Source organism: Paenibacillus pabuli NBRC 13638 (assembly GCF_001514495.1).
GTDB classification, from domain to species: Bacteria; Bacillota; Bacilli; order Paenibacillales; family Paenibacillaceae; genus Paenibacillus; species Paenibacillus pabuli.
Genome location: NZ_BCNM01000022.1, coordinates 49,980 through 73,879, shown reverse-complemented (window position 1 = coordinate 73,879; position 23,900 = coordinate 49,980). Strand labels below are relative to the sequence as shown.

The following is a 23,900-nucleotide window of genomic DNA, read 5'->3' as shown; positions in this document are numbered from 1 at the left end:
TTCCTCTTGTTTAATGTGTTTATGTTTCTTTTCGTATATCTTCCAACATGGAAATGGCATCGACCAGATGATTATCAAAAATCTGTTTGGTGACCACCAGCAAGTCTTTAATCAAGGGGTCCCGCAGAGAGTATATAACCGTGGTCCCTTCTTTCAGTCCTTGCACAACATTTTTACTGCGTAATACAGCCAACTGCTGCGAGACAGCCGAGCCTTCCGAGCCTAGAATACTTTGCAACTCGTTAACGTTTTTCTCGCCTTCACTCAACAGCTCCAGAATCTGAATCCGCATTGGATGCGCTAACGCTTTGAAAAAATCCGCTTTAAACTGTTGTATGCTCTGATTCATACGCTATGCCCCTTCAATCGAACTTTTGAAGATGCAAATATCATAACATATAACATATTGAAAGGGAGTCCCCTCATCCCGTGATGGTCTTTCTGGGAGTTATCGGCTCCGTCAGTAGGAACCGTATTCAAACCAGTCAAAATCGGCTGCCTGATCCGATGGCTCGCCATTGCTGGTGCTAAACATGCCGATACAGCAGCCAACGAAGCCCCCGGCCACCTCGGTACTCAAGCTGCTCGTATCCACCTGTTCTGCAACCAGATGATACTGACTTCCATCCGTGCTGTAGTAAAAACTGAGCTGCTGTCCTAATGCAGCCATTTTGATATACACTCGCGAAGCATCGCTGTCCAGCACGATTTGCGCAATGCGGGTTTCCTGACCGTCGATCCAGGACATCACGCGCAGCACCTGCTGCTGCTCGGTCATCGCACGCTCAATCCGAACATGATATTGATCATTCTGAATGACGACAAGACCAGCCGTCTCATGAACGCTTTGGGGCACAAATTCCATCACTGTGCCTGCCACGTAATCCATATGCCTTTGCCGCAGGCAAACAAAGCTGGAATTCTCTTTCTCTTTCAATGTTTGCGGTTTCAGCTTCAGCCTTAAGTATCCTTTTCGCTCGGTTAATGAATAGAGGTCCTCCTGGGGATTACGCAGAAACATCCATTGCAAGCCCAGATGATCACTGTCAAAGTGGTCGGTTCGCAATGGCGGCTCGACGGGAGCTGGTGTCAAACTCACAATACCCTGCTCCTCCAGAATTCCGCGGCCTTCATTCACTACCGGCCATCCGTCCTCCCAATCGACCGAAGCGAGGAACGTCTCCCGGCCCAAGTTGCTAAAGCTTCCTCCATACGGACGGGAAGCCAGCATGACCATGAACCATTGACCGTTCGCACTCTGCACCAGGTCGGCATGTCCCACATTAACAATGGGGTAACGCTTGCCCAAATGGCGATGCGTAATAATCGGATTGTTCGGATTACCGACGAATCCTTCAGTCAAGCTTTTGCTGCGAGCAACAGTCACGGCATGGTTCGGTCCTGTACCTCCTTCTGCAATCAACAAATAGTAATATTCGTCGATTTTATACAAATGCGGACCTTCCGGCCAAATGACATCCACCATAGCCCCGCGCCAGAGCACATGGCTATCACCTACCAGCTTCATGGTTGTCAGATCCAGCTCCCTCAGCCATACTTCCCAATTGCCGTTATAACGGACCCCTTGCGAGCAAGGCCGCGTTCCCAGGTAATAGGCTTTGCCATCATCGAAGAAAATCGTTGGGTCGATGCCTTCTGCTCCTTCGATAAAATAAGGATCGGACCATGGCCCCGCCGGATCAGTAGCCGTTACAACAAAATTCCCGCCATGTGATACATTGGTTGTAATCATATAGAAGGTTCCTTCATGATAACGAATCGTTGGAGCGAAAATGCCCTGTGAATGACCAGCACCCTCAAGATTCAACTGGGAAGGACGATCCAGCACATTGCCAATCTGTTTCCAATTTACAAGATCACGGCTTTGAAAGATCGGAACGCCAGGAAAATAGGCAAAAGTCGATGTCACCAAATAAAAATCTTCCCCCACCCGACATATGGATGGATCTGGATAAAACCCGGGCATAATCGGGTTTTTGAACTTGCATTGCTGGCCTTCCATTACTTTTTTCATTCTTTTACCCCTCCACTAGTGAGTCCAGTCACAAAGTATTTTTGCAAGAACGGATACAGTAAAACGATAGGCATGGCCGTCACAACCGTGATCGCTGCCCGAATGAATACGGGAGTGACCATGTTGGTTACATCTTTGACGGGCTTGGACAGCGGAAGCACGATGCGCATGAAGATTTTAAAATCGCCAGCCCCATCCAGAAGGCATTCTTCATTGAATCCATAATTGCTGTAAGTCATCACTTACAACAATTCCTGCCTCACGAAACTCCTCAATGAAACTGTCCAGCCAATCCGAACCATAATCCAGCCCGCCCGTATCACTCTCAATAAACGCAACATCCAGACCCATCACCCAAAATCTGCGAGCGATGATGAAAAGATCAACAGCCTCTTCATCCTGTTTGGAGAAGCTTCGAACCGAACGATAACCCGCCATGAGTGCATCCCACAAGACTGCTTTACGCTCACCGGATTGTCTCTTTCGAGCCTTCACCTGAGCCAGATCATAGGCACGCCAGCCAGGGGCCGCCCACTCGAAGTCGTAATGGATAAACTGTTTCCCCTGCAGAAAAGCATTATTGTTCCCATGCATATCGCCATGGCACAGTCCAACATCCAGGCCTTGACTGGATATGGCAGCAATCCGTTCTTTTAACACTTGTGTAAACGCATTCAGAAATGGTACTGCTTCACTACTTTTCCCGACATAATTCAAGATTAGCTCCAGCGGCTCGTCGATCAGGAACTTCGTATCCAGCTCATACCGTGGCAGCTCCAGCGTTACCCGATCCATGGCACTGTGCAATTCGGCGGCAGACTGACCAAAGGTATAACAGGATTCCTCATCCTCAAGGTTATTCTCTGCTCCCTCGATATAGCGAAACATCACCGCCACACGCTTTCCTTCTGCCGCATCAAGCATCGTATATCCGGTGTGATCCTTTTTCTCGATATACTCTCCAATGTCGGTATGTGCAGATGAACTCAGATTACCTTTTAATGCAGACAATAAGGACAGTTCATAACGAACATCTTCCTCCGTAATTTCTGTACGGTAGACACGCAGAATATACAAACCGTTGGAAGTACGTACCCGGTAGGTATCATTTAACCCTCGCAGCCAAAATAAACATTCTTTCCATGGTCCGATGTCATATTGATCACTCAATACAAACTCCAGATATTTAGGATTGAGCACTGAACGTAAAGCAGTCGGTTGGTTAAACATATGTATGCTCCCTTTAGTTTAATATAATCATCACTATAGATACAGATAATGATGCTTCATCTATCTACCTATAACATAGTATATTTTTATTTTATTTTCCAGAATATATATTTAATCGATTATGATGCTATTGAGGATGCAACTGGGAAGCTAACGTTTTGCTAACAAGCACCATCGAAATTTACTGATAAAAAAGAGCTCTGGCATCAGATGCCTGGTCTCTTTTTTATTACCATTAATACAAAACTGATTAAAAATAAAGCAAGATTAATCCAAATATACTTGAAAAATCCTTCACCAGAAGAGATATAAAGGCTTAATGGTAAAGACCAAATCACAAAAATTATAAATAATAAAATTCTTTGAGTTAAAGAAGCATATATCACACCACAGGATGGAATAAGCAAACCAAAAACCAAAATAACGGTTGAAATTTCATTTGAATTAGGAGCAATATTAACAAAAATAAAAGCAAGAATACCAATCAGACCACCGACAATACCCAATACTTTTTCCATAACCATATCACCCCACAAAAAAATAATGAAAAATTTGGTTTACTTCCAAGCACCAAACTCAAGGTGATGAAGGCCTTTTTGCATGACTACCTAAGCTTTGAATAACTGGATTATCTATCAAATTTATCCTTGTTCAGCAAATGTGCGTCCTATACAATAACTTTAGAAATTCCCCTATATCGATTTCTTTATAAACAACATCCATGTATAGCACTTCCTTACGATATAAGCTCTGACTTGAGTTTATATAAAAAAATGATACAGGAGGCTATCGAATGTTCAGATTCATTTTACCGTCTTCAAAGCTCGTATTGATTTGCTGTTTGCTGGTACTTACAACGGTAAGCATGCTGTTCAACAGTCCAAGGGCATTGTCACATGGTTACGTAGAAGGGCCAGCGAGCCGGGCTGCACTGTGTGCTTCGGGAGTCAATCAGGATTGCGGCAATATCGTGTATGAACCCCAAAGCCTGGAAGCAACTAAGGGTTTCCCTAGTGCTGGACCTACCGACGGCCACATTGCAAGTGCTAACGGTGTGTTCCCTAAGCTTGATGAGCAATCTGCTACGCGTTGGTCGAAAGTGAATATGTCTAGTGGTAGTAATACGTTTACTTGGAAGCTAACAGCTAACCATTCAACGGCAAGCTGGAAGTATTATATTACGAAAACGAACTGGAATCCGAATGCACCTCTATCTCGTGATTCGTTTGACCTGACACCGTTCTGTTCCGTTGCCTATAATGGCAGCCAACCTCCATTTAGTTACACCAACTCATGCAACGTACCAGAACGCAGCGGTTATCATGTCATTCTAGCCGTCTGGGAGGTTGCGGATACTGCCAACGCCTTCTATAATGTCATCGACGTAAACTTCTCCGGGACGAATCCGGTGGACAACGTAGCACCAACAGCTCCAACTTCCCTTGTAGCAACTGCAACTGCTGCGACCAGTACATCTTTATCATGGAAGGCTTCAACAGATAATGTAGGTGTAACAGGGTATAAAATTTACAACGGGAATACTTTGGTAGGGAATGTCCCCGGCACAACTACAAGCTATACGGTAACGGGGCTGACAGCAAATACGGCATATACCTTTACTGTCAAAGCAGTCGACGCAGCAGGCAACGAATCTGCAGCCAGTAATAGTGTAAGCGTTACCACAACTGCACCTCCTGCTAATGACACTACCGCACCGACAGCTCCAGGCGGGCTGCATGTGATGGGAACACCAACCGCGTCCAGCATTCAGCTGATGTGGACGGCATCCACGGATAATGTAGGAGTGACAGGGTATAAAATTTATAACGGCTCTACTTTAGTTACAACGACATCCGGGACGGCAACGTCTTATACGGTAACTAATCTTGAAGCGAACACAACCTACAACTTCTCGGTTTATGCTGTGGATGCAGCAGGCAACCAATCGGCTGCTAGCACAGTCAGCGGTAAAACAGCCGCAGCTGCTGCTGCACCTGCATGGGCAGCCAATACGCAATACACAGCGGGTACAATCGTGAGCTACAATAACCTGACATACAAATGCCTCCTAACCCACAAGTCTCAAGTGGATTGGATCCCTTCGGCAACACCAACCCTCTGGCAGCTGCAATAACGGGATTGACTGGAGGATTAGTTGAAAAGAATTCCATATAGATGCTGATTTACAACAACAGCCGGTCCATAATTCATGGGATCGGCTTTGTACTACAATGTGCAAAAATAAGACGCTTCAGGAATTAGTCCCAACCCCCAAGCACATGTGTCATTCGGAAAAGGCTGTCGGCAACCACGTTATAATTTCAAGAGCATTTCGTACTGGCCAACATGATACGCAAAGCCTGATTTGACCAGGAAATCTTCCATCGGTTTCAGATGAGCTTCCATATTGAGGACACTGACCTTAGGGGATTCAGTATTAAGGACCATCTCTGTCAGGATATTGCTTGCAACGCCTTTGCCCCGGTAATTTTGGTTGACTGCGAGCTGAGGAATATCACCTGTTTTTTTATCTATAATGCCATAGCCAACAATGCTGTGATCCAGACGTGCAACCACATAGATAAAAGCTTCCGGCACAGCGTAGATGGAATCAATTGAATTTTGCCAGGATGGCTCCATATCCCAAAATGCCTTGTACTGCTCCAGATCGATCCTCTCCACACATTCCACCGTGCAGGTCGTTTGCGGTATGAATTTATCTTTTTGCAACTGGAAACATGAAAATTCCCTTTGAATTTTGAAGTTTTGTTTACTGTAAAGCTGAACTGCAGATTCGTTGGATTGGATGACTTCCAGCAAATATTGCTCTACATTTTTTTCTTTTAGCAGCTTTTGTATATTCAAGAGCAGATCGCTTGTTATGCCCTGCCGTCTAAATTCTTTTACAACACCTGTTCCGAGGTCATATGCGGTTGCCTTTCCATTCCAGTTTCGAAGTCCATTGATAACAAACCCGACCATTTTCTCATCCTTAAAGGCTCCCATAGATATTTCGGGGTGGTAGCCCCTTCGTTGAAGCATTTGCTGAAATTTCCAAAAAGGCAAATCCATTTTAACCTGGTAATCGGAAAAGGCATCCACAAACGCTTGGTGAAGTGTTTCCATGCTTATTTTGTCCAACATTTTATAAGTGTACATTCGGGCACTCTCTCCTTTGAAAAGACAGCAATAACATATTAGGGCTCATGATCTCTGCCCTTATTTAAATATTTTACTAAATAATGCTAACACGATACAGTAAAACCCGCACTATAAACGTCATAGAATAAGAAAAACCGAGCTGAAATTAGAAATAAGATCGTGATTCCGAGCAGTGAATCCGTTTGAACTATGAGCCTATATTGGTCCTGTATTCAGGCAGCGCAACATCCTGAGTTGTAAGGTCCAACATACTCTGCTTATTGAAAGACGCCAAATATACGGCCAAAATATCATCATCATTTTCTTCAAGAGCCATTTCAAACAGAAGGATGACATCATTCTTATAAAATATTCGCCATGCCTGCATGGATGACGTTTCTTTTATTTCATATTGCTCGTCGTTTAAATTCCAATACGCTTGATATTCGGATAAACCCCACATATTTTCATCAAAAATAACCCAATAGGGCAGCCTGTCTTCTATACCCATCTGAATGAAAGCCTTGCATACCAAAAAATTCGTGAGCGATTCGTTCTCCAAAACCCAGTCGGGATTGTTCCACGCGCATATATAAACCGGAGGATCTTCCCTTGTCAGATCGCTGAATCGAATGCCACAATAGATTACTGATTCTTCACATTGATAGAACACCAGAAAATCCTTGTCCCTCGTAAAGAAATCGGGACCCGGCACAAAAATATTCTGCAGGGTCATCGGCTCATACTGATTATTGCAATGTTGCGTGATGTACATGGAATTGCCAAACCTTTTATAGTATTCGCGCAGTGCTTTCGGAAATTGAATACTAAGACGATGTTCCTGTTCACGAATGTCTTCCTCGGAAATGGATTCTTCCGTATCATTGTGACATTCCAAAATTTGGGTCAGGTATTTATATTCTGCATTCAAGTTGATCTCCTCCTGCCTCTATAATGTATATATTAAAGAACAACCGAGCTCCATGGTTTACATTAAAAAATATGAATGGGTAAAATTCCTTTTCAGATAAAATAGACCGCTTCCTGGTTAGGGAATGCGGTCTATTGAGTCACTATTCTATGGGGATACCGATTTTGTTAAACCTATTCTGGTGATAACCGTATCATACGGGGCCAATTCCAGGGTCTGTTTTCCATACTCGGTATCGATCGTCGTGGTTTCAACCTGATCACTATTGTTAATAACGACCAATATTTTACTCTCCGGATAATAAGTACACTCTGTATATACGTTATCCGTGATGTACTTCGTTTCATGAGATTCATGGCCGGCAAAGCGAATTAGATTCAGCAGCAATCTGGTGTTCTCCCAGTTGAATTCGAATGCTGGAAGATAGATCCCTTTTCCTTTGCCGAACGAATGCGTAGACAGCGTAATGTTGCCTTCCGTTTCGTACAGCACATCCGCCGATCCATCGGTAAGATAAATACCATTCTTCGGCGTTATGCTTGCCCCCTCAGGCACCAAACCATGCTTATCACTAGTCTCATATGACCATTTTCCATGAACAACTCTGGCACCAGTATCCTCATCCACCCCAAGCACATGTGCCATTCGGAAAAAGCTGTCGTACCCGTCTACCGCCGATGGCTGGTTGATGCCAATAAAGGCACCGCCCTCATACACCCATTTGGTCAGCAGGTCCACACACTGGTGGTCATTCCAATGATCTCCGCCGCTCCAGGCTGAACCGGCAGAGCCGGCATTGATCACGACATCTATATTTTGCAATATGCCCTGACGGATATCTTCAAAATCAATGAACTGTACTTCAACCGGTAATCCCGATAAGGCTTCATTTACATGAATCAAGTCATGCATAACCGTTTCATGAAAATGGCCGGACAATGTCCACGATCTTAATTTGCCCCAGCTATGCAGCACAGCTACCTTCGTCTTAATCTGATAAGGCTTGCCATCATGATGCAGCTCTTTTATTTCCCTGAACTCATTCGCAATCTTCTCGATGTAATCCACAAAGTCCGGGTATGGCTCAACCAGATGCAGATATCCGCCCAATCCAATCCGATCCATCGGCTCTCTGAGCAAAGCACGCCTTATGTTGATCCAATACTTTTTGGCATCCAGCGTAGGGTCTCCGCCTTCCTTAAAGGTAGGTAGCCCGCCTAAACCAACCGGAAACAAGTAGGGGTGCAGACGGATCTCATGGATATCCACCTTAACGCCTAAACACATTCTTGCCTCATAGCCGGAGAACACACATTTGATCATGCCGTCGAATCCAAACTCCTGAAAGCGATCATTGTAAGGCTCCATGCCTACCCAGCTGTCATCATAGAAGACATACGCCAGCTTGTCATGCTTGTGTACAATATCAATTAACTTTTTACCGAATTCAATCACAAAATCATTGATAAATGCCATCCAGTCCAGCTTGCGCTGATCCGCAGGCATATGAGTGACCTGATATTTACCGCCATTCACAAAGTCTTCGGCAGAGAGGGAGTATCCATATTTCTGAGCAAACAGATCCAGCGCTCTCGAACTTACCGTGAAATCATATGAACCCCAGTCCGAGAACAGATGGCGATTCCGCTCATCACTGCCCCAGATCCAGGCGAAATTATAGAATAAGGAGGTGAACCGGACAACTGTTGTTTCCGGATGGTCTTGGCACCACTTTTCCATCCAGTCCAGCAGATACGTTTGCGTTTCTGTATAGATCGGATCAATCTGCATCAGATGCTCTTTGTCCCAATCATTCGTTGTATGATTGTACATGGAAATCTCTTCCCATATCCGATAAACCATGAAACTTACCGTGTATTTATGCCAAGGAGCAACGCCAGTAATCACAACATTGCCAGATTCCCTTTCATAATTCCACTGTCCTCTAGGAACTTCTTCCCCAGTCGTTCGGTCGTACACCTGCCAATATTTAAACGCTTCTTTGGAATCATTCACCCTGAATTGTTCAGCGAAGAAGTCCTCCATCAGATAGATGGATACATAATCTTGTACAGCGACCTTCGGATTCGTAATGAGAAAACATTGCTGCAACTTATCCAGATTACGGGATGCCCACTCATTATGATCCCGAATAATGCAAATGGTTGAATAGATACCATATCCGGCATTGATAATCTCATCGGACAATTTTGTACCGTCACTATCTCGAATCACATCGGCACCCCAGCGACCGGCAAGTTGTAAAGTCAATTCCTCATAACCGGATTCCCCAGGCAGCGTAAAGGAGCCTTTGCTAGGTTTGGACAACTTGGTTCCCTCCCTATTTCAACATGTCGGACAGGAAAGCGAGCGCAAGGCCCTGACCCCAGCCCTGAATCCAGTCTTTTGGAATATTGCGATAGCCATCCCGATCCTTCATCACCGCTGTACCGCCAGATACCCCAAGCACGCGTCCATCTTCGCTAATGTTGCTCAGGATGCCTTCCAGTGCCTTTTGCACATATTTGGTATGCAGTGGATTGCCGTTATTAATCATGGCTGCTGCAATTCCAGCAGAAGCCGATACCTCTTCATACGAATCTTCGTCATCCAGAACCGTACGCCACAAACCATTCTCGGTCTGCAACAGCTTGAGAGCCGCCAATTGATCGCGAAGTGCACATTCTACATCCATACATTGCGGATACAGGTACCAGTCGTTCAATTGCGGCTTCACTTGAGACATCGTATAGGCTCCCCAAGCGTTCGCTCTTCCCCAGTAAAATCCGGACATATGGTCCTTGTTGATATTGTTATAACCGTGATACCACAGACTGCTGCTCGGATCTTGAAGGTATTTGATATGCCAGTAGTACTGATTCAGCGCATCCTGAATCATGGCCTCATCTTTTAATTTGCTACCTACGCGCAGCAGGAAAAATGCCGCCATAAACAAGGTATCCGCCCAAGCCTGTTCCGGAAAATCATTGGAAACGGATACCGTATGCTGCAGCACGTTATCTCCGAATCTAAGCGCATGATTTTGCAGATAATCCACCTTGCTGAGGACAATATCCCAATATTTCTGATCTCCGGTTTCTTCATATAAAGTGATGAGCACATGGCCCATGGCACATGTATTTACCGTCCAACTCGGCAGTCCCAGCTCGATATATTCGTCTGCCCATTTCACCAGCCTGTCCAGAATCTCTTGGTTGCCTGTCGTTTGATAGGCTCTGGATACGCCATAATAAGCCACACCGCCGGGCCAATCCCATGTCAGATCCATATCCAGTGTTTTCTTGGTAACGTTCTCGATTACGTGTAGAATCTGTTCCCTGTCATATTTCACTTGAAGCATCGGTAATTCCCCTCTCCCTGCGCTCACGCCCCCAAGTGCGCCCTGAGAGGTGTTCGTCCATTTTTGTAAACGCTTTACTTATTCCATTGTACGAAGTAAAATAGTCTCAATCTAAGCATATTCGCAACAAAACTGCGCAATTTCAATCATTTATGAACGGGAGTTATCGAATGTGCCCAGAAAAAAGCAGCCCATCATTGAATACCGTCACTACAGCTTGCCGATCCACTTTCCTATTCTGTTGTTAAGCGGAGAACGTTGGAAGATTTCCGATATCAAAAGTGAACATCTTCATTTCCATAACCATTTGGAGATTGGTATTTGCCATTCGGATAGCGGCATTATGGAGATCAAAGGTGAATCGGTACCTTTTAAAGCCGGTGATGTGACCTTTATCCCCAGGTATCTTCCTCATACGACGTACAGCTCACCCAATGAAGCCAGTTTATGGTCTTATCTCTTTTTCTCACCGGAGGACCTCTTTCAACATTCGTTTAAGAGCAGTGCCGACAGTAACTTTGAGCCCAATTGGTGGCGAATTCAGGGATTGAACTGCATTCTAAACAGGGAAGAACATCCGAGGATTTACACCCTTGCGACATCCGTCGTAGAAGAAATAAAGCAGAAAAATCCTTTTTATCAGGAAAGTGCCTATGGTTTATTGTTATCCCTTTATATCGAACTCCTGCGAATCCATTCCCGGAATGAACCCTTGGCAGATCAAGAAACGCAGCATCATTCAAAAGGTGATCTTGTTATTTCTCCGGTTCTGGAGTATATCGCCAAAAACTATATGTCACCCATCACCATCGATTTCCTAGCTAATCTGTGCCATCTGAGCACCACTCATTTTCGAAGAAAATTCCATGACATTATGGGAACCGCACCTCTGGATTTCCTAAACAGCACCCGGATCGAAGAAGCCTGCAAGCAATTAAAAAGCACAGACGCTTCCATTCTTTCGATCTCCGAACAAGTCGGTTTTCAGTCCATTTCCAGCTTCAACCGATGTTTCTCCAGACTTATGGGGAAATCGCCAAAAGAATGGCGCAAAGGCGCACAGTCCGAAGTGCAATCCGCGAAAGCGTCGATATTGGAATTTACGGGGTGGATGTAGGGATGGGATATCTGCGAAAGAGTTTATAGGCAAATTTAAGACGCTTCGGGGGCAAGTCTCGAGCGTCTCCTTGAATTGAAATGTTTAATTTAATTGCCGTAATGAAGATACCACTTACTGTACTACACATTACAAAAACGACTTAACACTTGAATGATTTGATCCTTGCTCATTGGTGCATCATGTCCTGGAACATACGTAGTAAATGAAAGGTCCTTCAAAAACTCAACATATGCTCTCATTTTAATAGGATCAATCTTGCCTTCCCCATGATAGTAATCTCCACTATGTGCATCACCTGCAAATAAAATTCCGGCTTCTTTTAAATATACAACACAAGAATCTTCTTCATGAGGTCCGCCTACCTTTAGTATCTGGCAAGTAGTATCCCCCAAATCTAGCGTCAAAAAATCCTCGAACATAATCGAACCCGTGCTAACCGCAATATCATCAAACGTATCATATTCTTTTTTCATACAATTATAGGCAAAATCTATTTCTTCTTTAGTCTCCAGACGTTTTAAGACAGATTCTTCATCCCATTCCCATCCTTTTAGTCTCTGGAGTATTTCATTCGTTGCCGATGAGACTATGGTTTCTCCATCAAACGCATGCATGCCAAAAGTATGATCCCAATGCCAGTGGGTGATCAAAGCATATTTGGGACGTGGTAGATCTTGATCATCCAGACACTTGATAAATGCATCGAAATGCGATTTAGAATTGCCACAATCAATCATAATGGAGAAGTTTCTACCTAATACATACCCTAAAACAGGTCTATCTGTTTCTCTGACACTTTCGGAATAATAAATAGATTCATTTAATTTTTTCAGTTCCATAATATAGCGTTCCCACCTTTATGATACAGACTTAAGATGTACTATACCAAATATTTCAAGCCCAAAAGAGAAAAATGAGTTACAACTACAATATGGGCTATCCAAAATCCTGATAAAAGATTTTAAGAATAGCCCATATTAATTTCCATCTATTTATCTCAAAAAACAAAACCGTGAGGCAATTCTACAGTACCTCTGTCGTAAGCGTGAACCCTTCAATCACGACATCTTCATCCACTTCAATCATGATACACCGTCTGCCTTGAAAATTCACTTGTTTCACATATCTCAAGTCTTGTGGGCTAACCGAAATCGTAGCAACTTTGGTTTCAATCTTAATGGACTTGGACGTAAACTTCGGCATAACACTGGTCGCTTTCATTTCATAATTCTTGTTGTCGACGATGGTTTCAAATGCACGTTCCACTTTCTCCGACGTCAGGTCCTCTACACCGCTTGCAGTCAGCACACGTTCCAGATCTTTATAATCGAGCTTCGGAGGTTCTTCCTCATGTGACTCTTCGTTAATTTCGATGACCCGATTGATCTCCTCATACACATGTGCAATTGTGGCTGAGTCGAGTTGTTCACCGGCCACTTCCTTCACGATATCTTCGAAGATCGCCCGTTCTTCCAGCGCTGTCACAGACCTTTCTCCATTCAAAACATTTTCAACAAAATGCGGATCCGGGAAATTGGATTTCCCTGTGCAATATAGAACACGATTCACATCGGAGTAGTTGTCCGTTACGCTCGGGTACAGGAAACCCTGCTCCGGGGTGCTTAATTTGACAACCGGATCTACAATGACATTGTACTTAAATTCTCTCTCCACATAATCAAACAAGAGCGTCTTCCGCTGCTTCTCTGTGGAATTCACACTGCACAGAATGAATGGATGTGCGAACACTTCATTTTTCTCGCTCTCTTCCGCTTCATCGTTACGGGCCTTGGTCGGCAAGTAATACTGTCCACGAACGAATGTGACCACCATATCCCGTTCATACTTCGCATCCACCAGCATTCGATCCACGAGCAGCAGCATCAGGTCCTGCCATTCTTCCGGATCTCCTGTTACCAGTGCTTGGTGAAGCATTACCTGAGCTGGCTCCTCCGCTTGTTCCTGGAACTTCAGCTCAAACAATTTCTGATCCAACTCGCCTGTCAGCAATTTTTTGAAATTACCCATGTACAGTTCCTGTTTCTCTCTGTCCACCAGCTCAAACGGATGGCGTTCCCAGTGATAGACCTCGTTCGTTTCCTTCGTAATATACACGTTGAGAATATCGTAAATATTCAGTAAATCATGATCCATCTTAAATTGCTTACGTATATGCGCGACTTCTTTTTTATTCATATTGAATTTGGCAACTCCTTAGGTATGTTTCTGGCTTTATTAGTATAAAGGATATAAAAACCCTTCGCTAGATAAGTTCAACTAAAGAACATTTACATTGACACTCCAAGGCGTGCAGCACAAAAAAAGAAAGACGCCTAGGAAATGATTCGCTTACGCCTTTTTTCGTGATTCTAACAGCCGTTCAGCAGAACGTCCGCATTCAACAGTAGTCCCCGGTTGGGAGTAACCTTGTCGGATTCCCGTTGAAAATGTTCAACTCGGAAGTGGAACGAATAATGGTTCATCTATTCATCCTCAAGAAAAATATGGTATAATTTCTGAGCAATAGAAAGGCTTATATGTGCGGTCGGCTAATCTCCCGGAAGGGAGGTGATGCCTTGTGACAGTGTTTGAAGCGATTATGCTGATGCTTACCTTCGGTTCGCTGATCGTAGCGTTGCTGTCCAATAAACACAAGTAGACCGCCCCCCATGCAAAGGTTGCGGTCTACTTGATCGTGTATCCTCTTGTTAAGCCCACCGCCCTTAAAAGCGGCTATTGCATTAGAGAGTCGTGTTAGCGCACGGCTCTCTTTGCATTATAAGCTGTTTCTGTCCTTATTATAACATGGTGATTGCAGATTTCAATCCACAGCGTAGCCACGATCTCCACATGATCCGTATATGAGAACTGACCATTTAGCGATCGTTTTAGCATCTTACATATTTACGCTTAAACCCGATACGCCCTTTGTCCACGGCCTTTTGAATATTTTCGGAAGCTTGCAGAAACGTGCTCTTGGGCTTGTCCTTGTTCACTTCGACAGGGCCAACGGCCTTAGCTGTCTCCACCGCCTGATCGTGCAAAGGTTGATAGGAAGTTGCCACGGTATACAGGAAGTTGTTCATCGAATATTTCGTTCGTTCAGGTGCTTCGTGAATCGTCTGCTGTACCTGTCCAAGCATATCGCTTAGTTTACCTTCGTCAAATTCATGATCCGGACGGCTACCAAGCAACCAGCAATAACAGCTCCAGCCTGCGGACATTCGCAGCTCATCCCCGCTTGCAATCCATGCATCCGCAACCTCTTGCGCAATATCCGTCTCGGCAAGCGTGACCGCAACGATATAATCCGAGATCATGTAAAAATAAGCCGTATCCATCCATCGCTCAAAATCCGCTCGGGTCATGGCTTTAGGATCGGCTATGATTCCGGCGAAGTACATGGCATCATAATTCCCAGTAGCGTATAGCTGATCCGCCAAAGGTTGATCCTTTTTTATTTTTTTCGCGATCGGTTTCATTGCCCCTGTTGCTACGCCAAAGAGCGGCTCATGTGCCCCATTAGACATGTACATTTTTTTGGTTCGTTCTTTGCCCAGCGCTTCCAGCTCTTGCATCACTTCATCCAGATTCACTTCGCAACACTCCTCAATCCTATAAAATTTTTATGTCTGATCAAACAGACGTTTATGTTTGTCGAAAAACTGGTGAAAAAATCGCACATTGTCCAGTTCGAACCATTCTGCCGTTTGCAACATCGTTCCGTCGAGATTATAAATTTTAGCATGGAGTGTCCCCAGAACAAAAGGCGAGTGCGTCGAAATAATAAATTGACTGTCGAAATAACGCGCCAACTCATTGATTTGCTCTGCCAACCTGATTTGGTTCGCAGGAGAAAGTGACGTTTCCGGTTCATCCAATAAATACAATTGGCCCGGAAGCAGGTACTCTTCGAAAAACTGCATAGAGGTTTCCCCATTGGAGTATTTTTCCTGAGAAAACTGAATGTTATCCAGCTTTTTCTTGAATGCATAGGAATGCTCTAACTTATCTGTCTCGGCCTGGCTCATTCCTTGCTGGATCTGTTCATACAACAGTCCTTCACGAAGCACATTTGCTTGCTGAATCTTCTTGATTTCATACAAAATGTCCTCTGACTTGATGTATCGGCTCCCTTCCGGCAGTTGCCGGATGACACGCTCTTGTTCGTCATGCCCAAGTTCATAACTGCTCATATCTAGAAAACGCTGCACATAGGCGCTGTGTCCATAAGTTGTCATTCGTTCAGAACCCTTGATTCCCAACTTGTTGGCAATCACGTTCAGCAAGGTGGATTTGCCAGAACCGTTGCTGCCATAGAGCACCGTAACCCGATCAAAAAAAAGAACTTCCCCTGACATATGCTTGAATACATGATCAGGATATATATTAGGATTGCCGGAAATTTGTGAAGACAATTGGAAATTGCTTAAATATATCATCGGCTCTCTCCTTTATGCTCATGCCTCGATACGCCTTCCGCTTCATCCTGTCGGATGATTATATTATCACCAATCATAGCATCCATGCCATTATTTCGCACAGACACCTGAAAGAATATAACTTCTTCGCAGGCAGGCATTTCTCCTTTCTTTATGCTGATCCAGGGAACATTCTGAATACCCTCCACTTGTCTAAAGCGGGAAAGCTATGTCCACCAGTAGAGCATCATTTGTCCATGTCCAAGCAACGTCAAGCTATGGTAGGAAACGACGCTCATCGTTTATGTTCAGTTTAGTACTGTTACGAAAACGAGATGAGGAAGGATGCGAGAAGATGAGCAACAACCAAGTGTTAGGCTTTGCCCCCGCCCTGGGCTGGAATTCGTGGAATACGTTTACGTGGGATATTAACGAACAGTTAATTCGGGATGTCGCTGATGTGTTCGTATCGGAAGGTTATCTGGCCGCTGGCTACGAGTATATTGTCATAGATGATTGCTGGAGCCTGAAGGAAAGGGACACAAGCGGCAATCTGGTGGCAGATCCTGAGAAATTCCCAAGCGGAATGAAAGCGCTTGCCAATTATATCCATGACAAAGGACTGAAGTTCGGCATGTACTCGTGCGTTGGCACGCATACTTGTGCCGGGTACCCAGGCAGCTTTGAGCATGAATTCCAGGATGCTGCACTTTTTGCCGAGTGGGGCGTCGATTATTTGAAGTATGACTACTGCTTCAAGCCGCGTCATATCTCCGGTGAGCTGCTGTACAAACGGATGAGCCTCGCACTCAAAAACTGCGGACGCGATATCCTGTTCTCCGCCTGCAACTGGGGAGCCGACGACGTATACGACTGGATTCGGGAATCCGGTGCTCATATGTACCGCTCCACTGGCGATATCCGCGACAACTGGGATTCGGTGAAAGAACTTGCCCTGTCGCAGCTCGGTAAACAAAGCTACACCGGCTCCTTCTGCCATAACGACATGGACATGCTGATTGTGGGCATGTACGGCGGAAGCAACAATGATTATATTGGCAGCATCGGCGGATGCAATGACATCGAGTATAAAACCCATTTCTCGCTCTGGTCCATGATGGGTTCACCATTGATGATCGGATGCGACGTGCGTAAGGCTAACCAGGTCTCGAAGGATATTTTGCTGAACCCCGACATGATCGCCATCAATCAGGATATGGAGGCACGCGGAGCTTACCGCATTAAACCAGAGCCGCAGTGGTTTCACTCAGACGATGTATTTATGCTGGTAAAAGTGCTGACAGACGGCGATCTGGCCATCGGTTTCTTCAATCTGAGCGACAGCCAGCGGGAGTTGTCACTGCAATTTTGGGACATGGGTCTGCCTTACGCTGCCGGTTACGCTCTGTCACTGTACGACTGCTGGGAACATCAAGAACTGGGCGTGTTCCGTGAACGCTTCGCTCCCGTTGTCGCAGCACATGACTGCCTCATTGTCCGGGCTAAGCTGGTGAAGTAGATGGTCAGCAACCGCCTGTGCCAGTCCTGTCAGGTTCCGCTTGCGGCGGACGATGTAGCCATCTACCTGAAGCTGGTATCGCGCTCTGCCCAGCAATTCTCGTGTATCGACTGCCTTGGCCATAAGCTGAATTGCGGACGCGAGCCCATTGAGAAGCTGATTCGTTATTTCCGGGAATCCGGCAACTGCGCCCTGTTCCGCTGAAGCTCTGTCGGTTCTGTATGCAGCATCATGTATGCTGATGGCGTATGCGATGTGGCTTTCTTGAATACTTTGGAAAAATATAACGGATCATTGTAGCCGACGGAGTAGGCTACCGATTGAATGGGCAAACCCGATGTCTTCAGTAGTTCACAGGCACGTCGGATTCGGCAGGATGTAATATACTCCAGTACAGACTTGCCGGTAGCTCCCTTAAATAGTCGAAACAAATAGCTGCGCTCCAGATTGACTGCCTTTACGATCTCCGTGACGGTCAATGCCGGCTTCCAGTAATTCTGCTCGATGTATTTTCTCGCCAGCCAGACATAATCCTTCGTATCCATCTGCGGCTCCTTTGGATAATACTCCATGTAATAGGACAGCAGCAGACGCAAACGGGCATCGGCCCGTAGTATGTCATAGGGAGATGTACCTGCATTCCAGGCCAGGTGGAAAAAGGGCTGCAGCGACTCCGGTGCGACTTTCACCACAGGTTGTGCCTCTGAAAACTGCGTCAATTCCAGCAACTGCCCGGCATCCGCACCACTGAATTCCACCCAGACATACTCCCACGAATCTTGCGGGTCTGGGTAATAGTAGATCTCCTTTTGCGGAAAAATGATAAAACTTTCCCCTGCACCCAGCTGATAAACGCAGCCGCCCGTCTCCAGTGTTCCTTGGCCACGGATAACATAGTGCAGCGCATAAACGTCACGAACTCCTGGCCCCCATTGGTGAAGGTTGGCTGGCTTGTGACCGCCGCTGATAAAATACAAATGACTGCTTCTGCTGCTCTCATGCCATATCGGATTCAATCCTGATTCCCCCGTTCCACATATATCGTCGACTGAATGGTTTACTATCGTTTGGTACTGGAAAGGTCCCTGAAAGTTGCTTATTATGGAAATAGAGGGCATCTTACCCCACAGATTTGTAAGCGCACCCACACATCTTTGGTCGGCATGAACTATATACGCTTTAATCCAGAGAGGAGAATGTTGTGTTGCTTAGGATGGTTACGGTAGAAAACGGACAAGTGCAAGGGCTGCCCGCGGCGGACCCGCGGATTACCAGTTTCAAGGGAATTCCTTTTGCTGCACCTCCTGTAGGTGAGAATCGCTGGCGCGCTCCGCAGCCGCCGTCCAATTGGGATGGCATTCTGAAGGCTTTTGATTTTGCCCCGATCTCCATGCAGGCCAAAACGGTCATCGACGATAACAATATTTATACTCGCGAATGGTCTGTTGATCCCGACCTGCCCATGAACGAGGATTGTCTGTATCTGAACGTCTGGACACCCGCCAAGCGCACGGACGAGAAGCTGCCTGTCTTTGTCTGGTATTTTGGCGGAGGGCTGCAGGTCGGAAATACAGCCGAAATGGAGTTCGATGGCGAGCGGATCGCCCGCAGAGGTATTGTCGTTGTCACAATTAACTATCGGCTGAATGCCTTCGGCTTCCTGTGTCACCCCGAGATTAGTGCTGAATCTCCACAAGCACCGGCCAACTTCGGACATCTCGATCAGCAAGCAGGTACCCAGTGGGTCAAACGCAACATTGCCGCCTTTGGCGGTGATCCTGACCAGATCACGATCGGCGGGCAGTCGGCTGGAGGAGGCAGTGTACTAAGCCAGATGACCTCTCCGCAAAATAAAGGCTTGTTCCAGCGAGCCGTCATTATGAGCGGCATAGCCACCGAGCTGTACCCCAAGGTCCGCGTGCCCTCTGTCCGCTCCACCCTGCGGGATGCAGAGCAGGAAGGAGTTGAATTTTTCCGTTTCCTGGGCGTATCTTCCCTGGCAGAGGCCAGACAACTGGATGCCGAATATGTTCGCGACAAAGCGCTGGAATACAAAGGCTTCTGGGGAACCGTCATCGACGAACAATTCTGTGCAGGTGATCCGTTTACCCGCTTTATTCAACAGGAGCGCGAGCCAATCCCCGTCATGCTGGGACATACTTCTTCCGAGTTTTGGACCCGTCCCGCTGCTGCCGATCTGGAAGAACTGAAACAGATGGCTGTGGAGATGTTCGGCGACGATGCTCCTGCCTTTTTGCAGCTATGTGAGACAGATACCGACTCAATGGAGCATGCCCTGCAGCAAGCATCTGTCCGCATGATCGAGCATGCTATCCAGCTTGCCATCCGTGCAAACAGCGGTCATCCATCTGAAACGCCGCTTTACTATTATAACTTCGACGCCGAGATTCCGGGTTGGGACCAACCGGGTACCTTCCACTCCGTCGATCTATGGTTTTTCTTTGAAACGCTCGCCAAGTGCTGGCGCCCTTTCGTAGGCAAGCATTACGATCTGGCCCGCCAGATGTGCAATTATATGTCCAATTTTATTGCTACGGGTGACCCGAACGGTCCAGACTCTACCGGAAAGCCGATGCCTCATTGGATTCCTTGTACCACGGAGCAGCCATATCTCATGGAGTTTGGCGATCAGGCTCAATTACAGAAGGCAGACCCTGGACCGATGTTGGCATTTCTAATTGAACAATATTTCAAGAAACAGAGTGCTCCTGTTGTTTAAAACATAAAGCTTGTCTTCTAACGATATATGTATGGGCCATGCCAACGCATGGCTCTTTTTTACCGGTTGGATCATTGAGCCATTTATTTCATTCGCCTACTCGAGCGCCTTCCCCACCATCTATAGAATCCCGATGTAATATGATATAGTCTTCTCTTAGAATACTGTACATCTCCAAGTCGACAATTCCTTTGCCTGACCATAAGGTTGCTTGTCTAAGCGTTCCCTCATGGATGAAGCCGTTTTTTAATAGCACCTTCTTTGAAAGTTCATTGGCAGGCATCACTTCTGCCTGAATTCTGTTAACGTTAACCTTCGTAAACAAAAATTCGAGCAACATCCCCACCGCGCGGGTCGCAATTCCCTTCCCCCATTGAGATTCCGCTAAAAAGTAGCCGATCGTCACCATATTCACTTTCAGGTTGAAATCGACAGCCTCCATAATGCCAAGCAACCGATCGGGTTCACAATTGGCGAATATGCCCCACTTCACCCTGGATCTCTTATTATAATCTCTCTCAAAATGCCCGATCATCTTCTTTACGGTATCTTTATTGTGTTTCGGTATGATGCCGCAGTATTCAAACACGTTGTCATTGTCGTAGATTTCGAAAACTTCGTTAACATGCTGATCCTCAATTCTTTTCAATATCCATTCATCTGACTTTAGGATTGGAAATTGATCATAAACGGCTTCCAAATTCATTCCTTCACCTCTCCATATTTTCTCTTTTCATTGGGATATCATGAACCACCAAGCACGTGCTTCACCTCAGCTTTTATAGCTATAATTATGATTCATCGGATGCATCGTTACGTTGACTTTTTGATCGGAATACATAGATCGATTTTGCATTTCCCCTGCTCATCCTTCGCCGGATCATTCATGCAGAATTCAAGGCTTGGTCTGTCATCGGCATCATACTCACTATTCGGCAGCCATAAGCCAAATACGCTTTCATAAGCGAGAACGAAATGGTCAATGGTATCGTAGAATGGATATACAGCATACATTCCACCAGATAGCGTTTTAAATTCTACATGCCCTTGATGCTGAAGCTTCTCAAATCCACGGGGCAATGTTACGCAAGCATCGTAACGGCAAGCCCATTCTTCAACCAAATTTCCATCATCCAAAGACACCCCGATAAAATAATGATCGTTCGGAGTAAATCCTTGCCCGTTTGCCCAGCAACCCAACTTCTCCCATGCCACATGAGTATGCAAATAACTCCCCACATGTCTGACGTACGCCACTTCATATTCCGGAAGTTCCTTGATCGTTATCATTTTTTTCCAAGCCCTCTCCAAAAGATGATTTCTTCCATTTCTATTGTAATCTTCCAAAGAGGATAACTCTTCTTGCTTCTTGCTAAAATGTAAAGGATAATTGCTATGTTTTCTGATGTTATTTCGAACTTCACTTGGGGTCTTGCCATAGTGTTTCTTAAAGAGAGCATTGAAGGCGGATACCGATTCGAAGCCGCAATCATTCGATATCTCCAATATGGTTCGATTGTTTTCCCCCAAAAGACATACAGACTTCTGTAAACGCTCTCGATTCACAAATGCAATTGGAGACACACCTTCCAACGAGGTGAATATTCTTGTGAAATGATATTTTGAAAAACCTGAAATGTCAGCCAACATATCGAGGTTGAGCTTTTGCTGGCTATTTTGCCTAATATATTGAACTACTTTATCCATTCTATCTTTATATTCATTATTCATATATTGAACCCCTCATTGCATAAGTTTAATATTGGCACTAGCCCTGCAGCTTTCTTAGTATACGTTTTGCTTGCCGATAACAAAAAAACTCAAGTCACAATACCACTTGAGCTTAAAACACAGGTAGAACTATTCAGGTTTATGCCCTTAACAAGTCAGACCCTTAATGATCCGCGAAATCCTCTTGCACCATAGTAGGATTCTGCTCCATTGTGGTACACAAAAATCGTGTCATAGCGGCGATCACAAAAGATGGCTCCGCCCAACTTTCGAATATTAGCGGGTGTTGTCACCCAGCTTGACGTTTTCAAATCATAGTTTCCCAGCTTCTGCAGCTCCCGGTACTGCTCTTCAGTTAAAAGCTCAATACCCATAGCTGCTGCCATTTCAATCGCATTATTTTGTGGTTTATGTTCTTTCCTTGACTCCAATGCTTCTCGGTCATAACAGACACTTCTCCGACCCTTGGGACTTTCCGCTGAACAATCCACAAAAGTATATTCGTCTGCCCTGCTGTCATAGTCAACAACATCCGGTTCGCCGCCAGTTCTCTCCATTTCATGGAGTGACCACAGTTTTTCAGGTTGAGCTTCGAATTTGGCTTGCACGCTGGCCCATTCCAAACCTAGATGGCGGTTCATGTTTTTTTCAAAACGGGCTTTCAACGTTGTGAGCAGCCCCTCACGTTGTTCTGGTGATAATTCCCTCTCACTTCCAACTGGACTTGTTGTCATTTACATTTCTCCCTTCAATAGGCTGTTTCTTTGTTAGATGTTAAAATAGTATTGCCGAATTTATTAGAATTCATCGGGCTAATAAAGCGTAAGTGCAAGCTAGAGAATATGCCAGCTTCTTTAATGGGTACAATTTCAATCATTCTTGTCCAACTAAATTCTAGTAAATTCACAGTCGAAAAACAACCTGTTATTCCACAGCTTTTTACTTGTCACAGCTCATATATACTTGTACATTTTACATTATGGAATGAAGGCCAGACTTTCAAAATTACAAGAATATGAAATATTGCATTCAAATGCGGAATTCAAACTCAGAGAAAAGCTATTCATTATTTACGTTTTGCCTATATTTTTGAACAATGATATGGAGGTATTACTCATGCAAACACTCGAAACCAATCGGTTGAAGCTAAGAAATTTTACCACAACCGACGCAGCAGGATTATTGGAGTATACGGCAAATCCCAGAGTAAACTGCTTTAGAGATCACCAGATTTCGACGTTGGAAGAAGCTTCTGCGGAGGTCGAAAAAAGAAGCAGTGACGACTCCCATATCGCGGTCTGCCTGAAAGACAGCAACGAACTGATCGGGGAGCTATTTGGTATGAAAGAAGAACGAGATTCGGATACGTATGGTATCGGATGGAATTTTAATGCCAGATTTGAAGGGAAAGGATACGCAAGTGAGAGCGCGAACGCCTTCATAGCGTACCTCTTTACGCAACAGGAAGTAAGAAGACTGTACGCTTATGTCGAGGACGATAACTTCAGGTCACAGAAGCTGTGTGAGAAACTGGGCATGCGCCAGGAAGGCTGTTTCATCGAATTCGTTTCATTTGTTAAAAATGAAGACGGCACGCCAAAATACGAGAATACGTATCAGTATGCATTACTGAAAAAAGAGTGGCTTGCTCAGCGTGCACAATAGAGTTGA

Annotated in this window: 22 protein-coding genes and 1 pseudogene; 6 read left to right on the top strand and 17 right to left on the bottom strand. The window is 45.2% G+C overall.

Annotation, left to right across the window (positions count from 1 at the left end):
* Positions 1-19 precede the first annotated feature (19 nt).
* From PPA03S_RS25420 to PPA03S_RS25400, 5 genes and pseudogenes are all read right to left on the bottom strand, one after another.
* Positions 20-349 (bottom strand): ArsR/SmtB family transcription factor, encoded by a 330-nt coding sequence (locus PPA03S_RS25420; RefSeq protein ID WP_062327151.1) that lies wholly within the window; start codon positions 347-349, stop codon positions 20-22.
* 111 nt (positions 350-460) lie between these two features.
* Entirely contained in the window at positions 461-2,035 is a 1,575-nt protein-coding gene (locus tag PPA03S_RS25415) for a glycoside hydrolase family 43 protein (RefSeq protein ID WP_245683728.1), read from the bottom strand.
* Positions 2,032-2,247: pseudogene (locus PPA03S_RS25410) on the bottom strand (hypothetical protein); the annotation flags it as partial. The pseudogene PPA03S_RS25410 and the gene PPA03S_RS25415, both read right to left, overlap by 4 nt.
* Complete coding sequence (locus PPA03S_RS25405) at positions 2,246-3,265, bottom strand: phosphotransferase enzyme family protein (RefSeq protein ID WP_062327147.1); 1,020 nt, start codon at positions 3,263-3,265, stop codon at positions 2,246-2,248. The pseudogene PPA03S_RS25410 and the gene PPA03S_RS25405, both read right to left, overlap by 2 nt.
* A gap of 206 nt (positions 3,266-3,471) precedes the next feature.
* The gene (locus PPA03S_RS25400; protein WP_062327145.1) at positions 3,472-3,783 is read right to left on the bottom strand and encodes a hypothetical protein; all 312 of its coding nucleotides are present in this window, start codon (positions 3,781-3,783) and stop codon (positions 3,472-3,474) included.
* Positions 3,784-4,058: 275 nt separating this feature from the next.
* Between PPA03S_RS25400 and PPA03S_RS25395 the strand changes: the two genes are divergently transcribed.
* On the top strand, positions 4,059-5,399 hold the full coding sequence (locus PPA03S_RS25395) for a lytic polysaccharide monooxygenase (RefSeq protein WP_062327142.1): 1,341 nt from the start codon (positions 4,059-4,061) through the stop codon (positions 5,397-5,399).
* A gap of 179 nt (positions 5,400-5,578) precedes the next feature.
* Here PPA03S_RS25395 and PPA03S_RS25390 read toward each other — a convergent pair whose 3' ends face one another.
* The 4 genes from PPA03S_RS25390 to PPA03S_RS25375 form a co-directional block, all read right to left on the bottom strand.
* Entirely contained in the window at positions 5,579-6,424 is an 846-nt protein-coding gene (locus PPA03S_RS25390; protein WP_062327140.1) for a GNAT family N-acetyltransferase, read from the bottom strand.
* Between the two features lie 190 nt (positions 6,425-6,614).
* Positions 6,615-7,337, bottom strand: coding sequence for an SMI1/KNR4 family protein (locus tag PPA03S_RS25385; protein ID WP_062327138.1), 723 nt, complete (start codon positions 7,335-7,337; stop codon positions 6,615-6,617).
* Positions 7,338-7,484: 147 nt separating this feature from the next.
* On the bottom strand, positions 7,485-9,665 hold the full coding sequence (gene gnpA / locus PPA03S_RS25380) for a 1,3-beta-galactosyl-N-acetylhexosamine phosphorylase (RefSeq protein ID WP_062327136.1): 2,181 nt from the start codon (positions 9,663-9,665) through the stop codon (positions 7,485-7,487).
* A 13-nt stretch (positions 9,666-9,678) separates the two neighbouring features.
* Complete coding sequence (locus PPA03S_RS25375) at positions 9,679-10,698, bottom strand: glycoside hydrolase family 88/105 protein (protein ID WP_062327134.1); 1,020 nt, start codon at positions 10,696-10,698, stop codon at positions 9,679-9,681.
* Between the two features lie 172 nt (positions 10,699-10,870).
* Between PPA03S_RS25375 and PPA03S_RS25370 the strand changes: the two genes are divergently transcribed.
* Positions 10,871-11,815 carry an AraC family transcriptional regulator gene (locus PPA03S_RS25370; RefSeq protein ID WP_062327132.1) on the top strand — a complete coding sequence of 315 codons (945 nt, stop codon included), beginning with the start codon at positions 10,871-10,873 and terminating at the stop codon, positions 11,813-11,815.
* 122 nt (positions 11,816-11,937) lie between these two features.
* Here PPA03S_RS25370 and PPA03S_RS25365 read toward each other — a convergent pair whose 3' ends face one another.
* Together PPA03S_RS25365 and PPA03S_RS25360 are read right to left on the bottom strand one after the other, a co-directional pair.
* Entirely contained in the window at positions 11,938-12,657 is a 720-nt protein-coding gene (locus PPA03S_RS25365) for an MBL fold metallo-hydrolase (protein ID WP_062327130.1), read from the bottom strand.
* A 184-nt stretch (positions 12,658-12,841) separates the two neighbouring features.
* On the bottom strand, positions 12,842-14,014 hold the full coding sequence (locus PPA03S_RS25360; RefSeq protein WP_062327128.1) for a DUF4317 domain-containing protein: 1,173 nt from the start codon (positions 14,012-14,014) through the stop codon (positions 12,842-12,844).
* Between the two features lie 382 nt (positions 14,015-14,396).
* On the opposite strand from PPA03S_RS25360, the gene PPA03S_RS34430 reads away from it, so the two are divergent.
* Positions 14,397-14,477, top strand: a complete 81-nt coding sequence (locus tag PPA03S_RS34430) for a putative holin-like toxin (RefSeq protein ID WP_353057537.1) — start codon at positions 14,397-14,399, stop codon at positions 14,475-14,477.
* A 229-nt stretch (positions 14,478-14,706) separates the two neighbouring features.
* Here PPA03S_RS34430 and PPA03S_RS25355 read toward each other — a convergent pair whose 3' ends face one another.
* A complete protein-coding gene (locus PPA03S_RS25355; RefSeq protein ID WP_062327127.1) occupies positions 14,707-15,414 on the bottom strand; it encodes a DNA alkylation repair protein in 708 nt (235 codons plus the stop codon).
* 30 nt (positions 15,415-15,444) lie between these two features.
* On the bottom strand, positions 15,445-16,236 hold the full coding sequence (locus tag PPA03S_RS25350) for an AAA family ATPase (RefSeq protein WP_245683727.1): 792 nt from the start codon (positions 16,234-16,236) through the stop codon (positions 15,445-15,447).
* A gap of 358 nt (positions 16,237-16,594) precedes the next feature.
* Between PPA03S_RS25350 and PPA03S_RS25340 the strand changes: the two genes are divergently transcribed.
* On the top strand, positions 16,595-17,758 hold the full coding sequence (locus PPA03S_RS25340) for a glycoside hydrolase family 27 protein (RefSeq protein WP_062327121.1): 1,164 nt from the start codon (positions 16,595-16,597) through the stop codon (positions 17,756-17,758).
* Positions 17,759-17,922: 164 nt separating this feature from the next.
* On the opposite strand, the gene PPA03S_RS25335 is transcribed toward PPA03S_RS25340, so the two are convergent.
* Positions 17,923-18,774, bottom strand: coding sequence for an AraC family transcriptional regulator (locus PPA03S_RS25335; RefSeq protein WP_062327119.1), 852 nt, complete (start codon positions 18,772-18,774; stop codon positions 17,923-17,925).
* A 197-nt stretch (positions 18,775-18,971) separates the two neighbouring features.
* Here PPA03S_RS25335 and PPA03S_RS25330 point away from each other — a divergent pair, with 197 nt between their 5' ends.
* Positions 18,972-20,498, top strand: a complete 1,527-nt coding sequence (locus tag PPA03S_RS25330; protein ID WP_245683726.1) for a carboxylesterase/lipase family protein — start codon at positions 18,972-18,974, stop codon at positions 20,496-20,498.
* Between the two features lie 88 nt (positions 20,499-20,586).
* Here PPA03S_RS25330 and PPA03S_RS25325 read toward each other — a convergent pair whose 3' ends face one another.
* The 3 genes from PPA03S_RS25325 to PPA03S_RS25315 all read right to left on the bottom strand — a co-directional run bounded on the left by PPA03S_RS25325 (position 20,587) and on the right by PPA03S_RS25315 (position 22,963).
* On the bottom strand, positions 20,587-21,204 hold the full coding sequence (locus PPA03S_RS25325; protein WP_062327114.1) for a GNAT family N-acetyltransferase: 618 nt from the start codon (positions 21,202-21,204) through the stop codon (positions 20,587-20,589).
* A gap of 107 nt (positions 21,205-21,311) precedes the next feature.
* Positions 21,312-22,229, bottom strand: coding sequence for an AraC family transcriptional regulator (locus PPA03S_RS25320; RefSeq protein ID WP_062327112.1), 918 nt, complete (start codon positions 22,227-22,229; stop codon positions 21,312-21,314).
* A 155-nt stretch (positions 22,230-22,384) separates the two neighbouring features.
* Positions 22,385-22,963 (bottom strand): DUF4256 domain-containing protein, encoded by a 579-nt coding sequence (locus tag PPA03S_RS25315; protein WP_062327110.1) that lies wholly within the window; start codon positions 22,961-22,963, stop codon positions 22,385-22,387.
* A 382-nt stretch (positions 22,964-23,345) separates the two neighbouring features.
* On the opposite strand from PPA03S_RS25315, the gene PPA03S_RS25310 reads away from it, so the two are divergent.
* The gene (locus tag PPA03S_RS25310) at positions 23,346-23,894 is read left to right on the top strand and encodes a GNAT family N-acetyltransferase (protein ID WP_062327108.1); all 549 of its coding nucleotides are present in this window, start codon (positions 23,346-23,348) and stop codon (positions 23,892-23,894) included.
* The last annotated feature ends 6 nt before the right edge of the window (positions 23,895-23,900 follow it).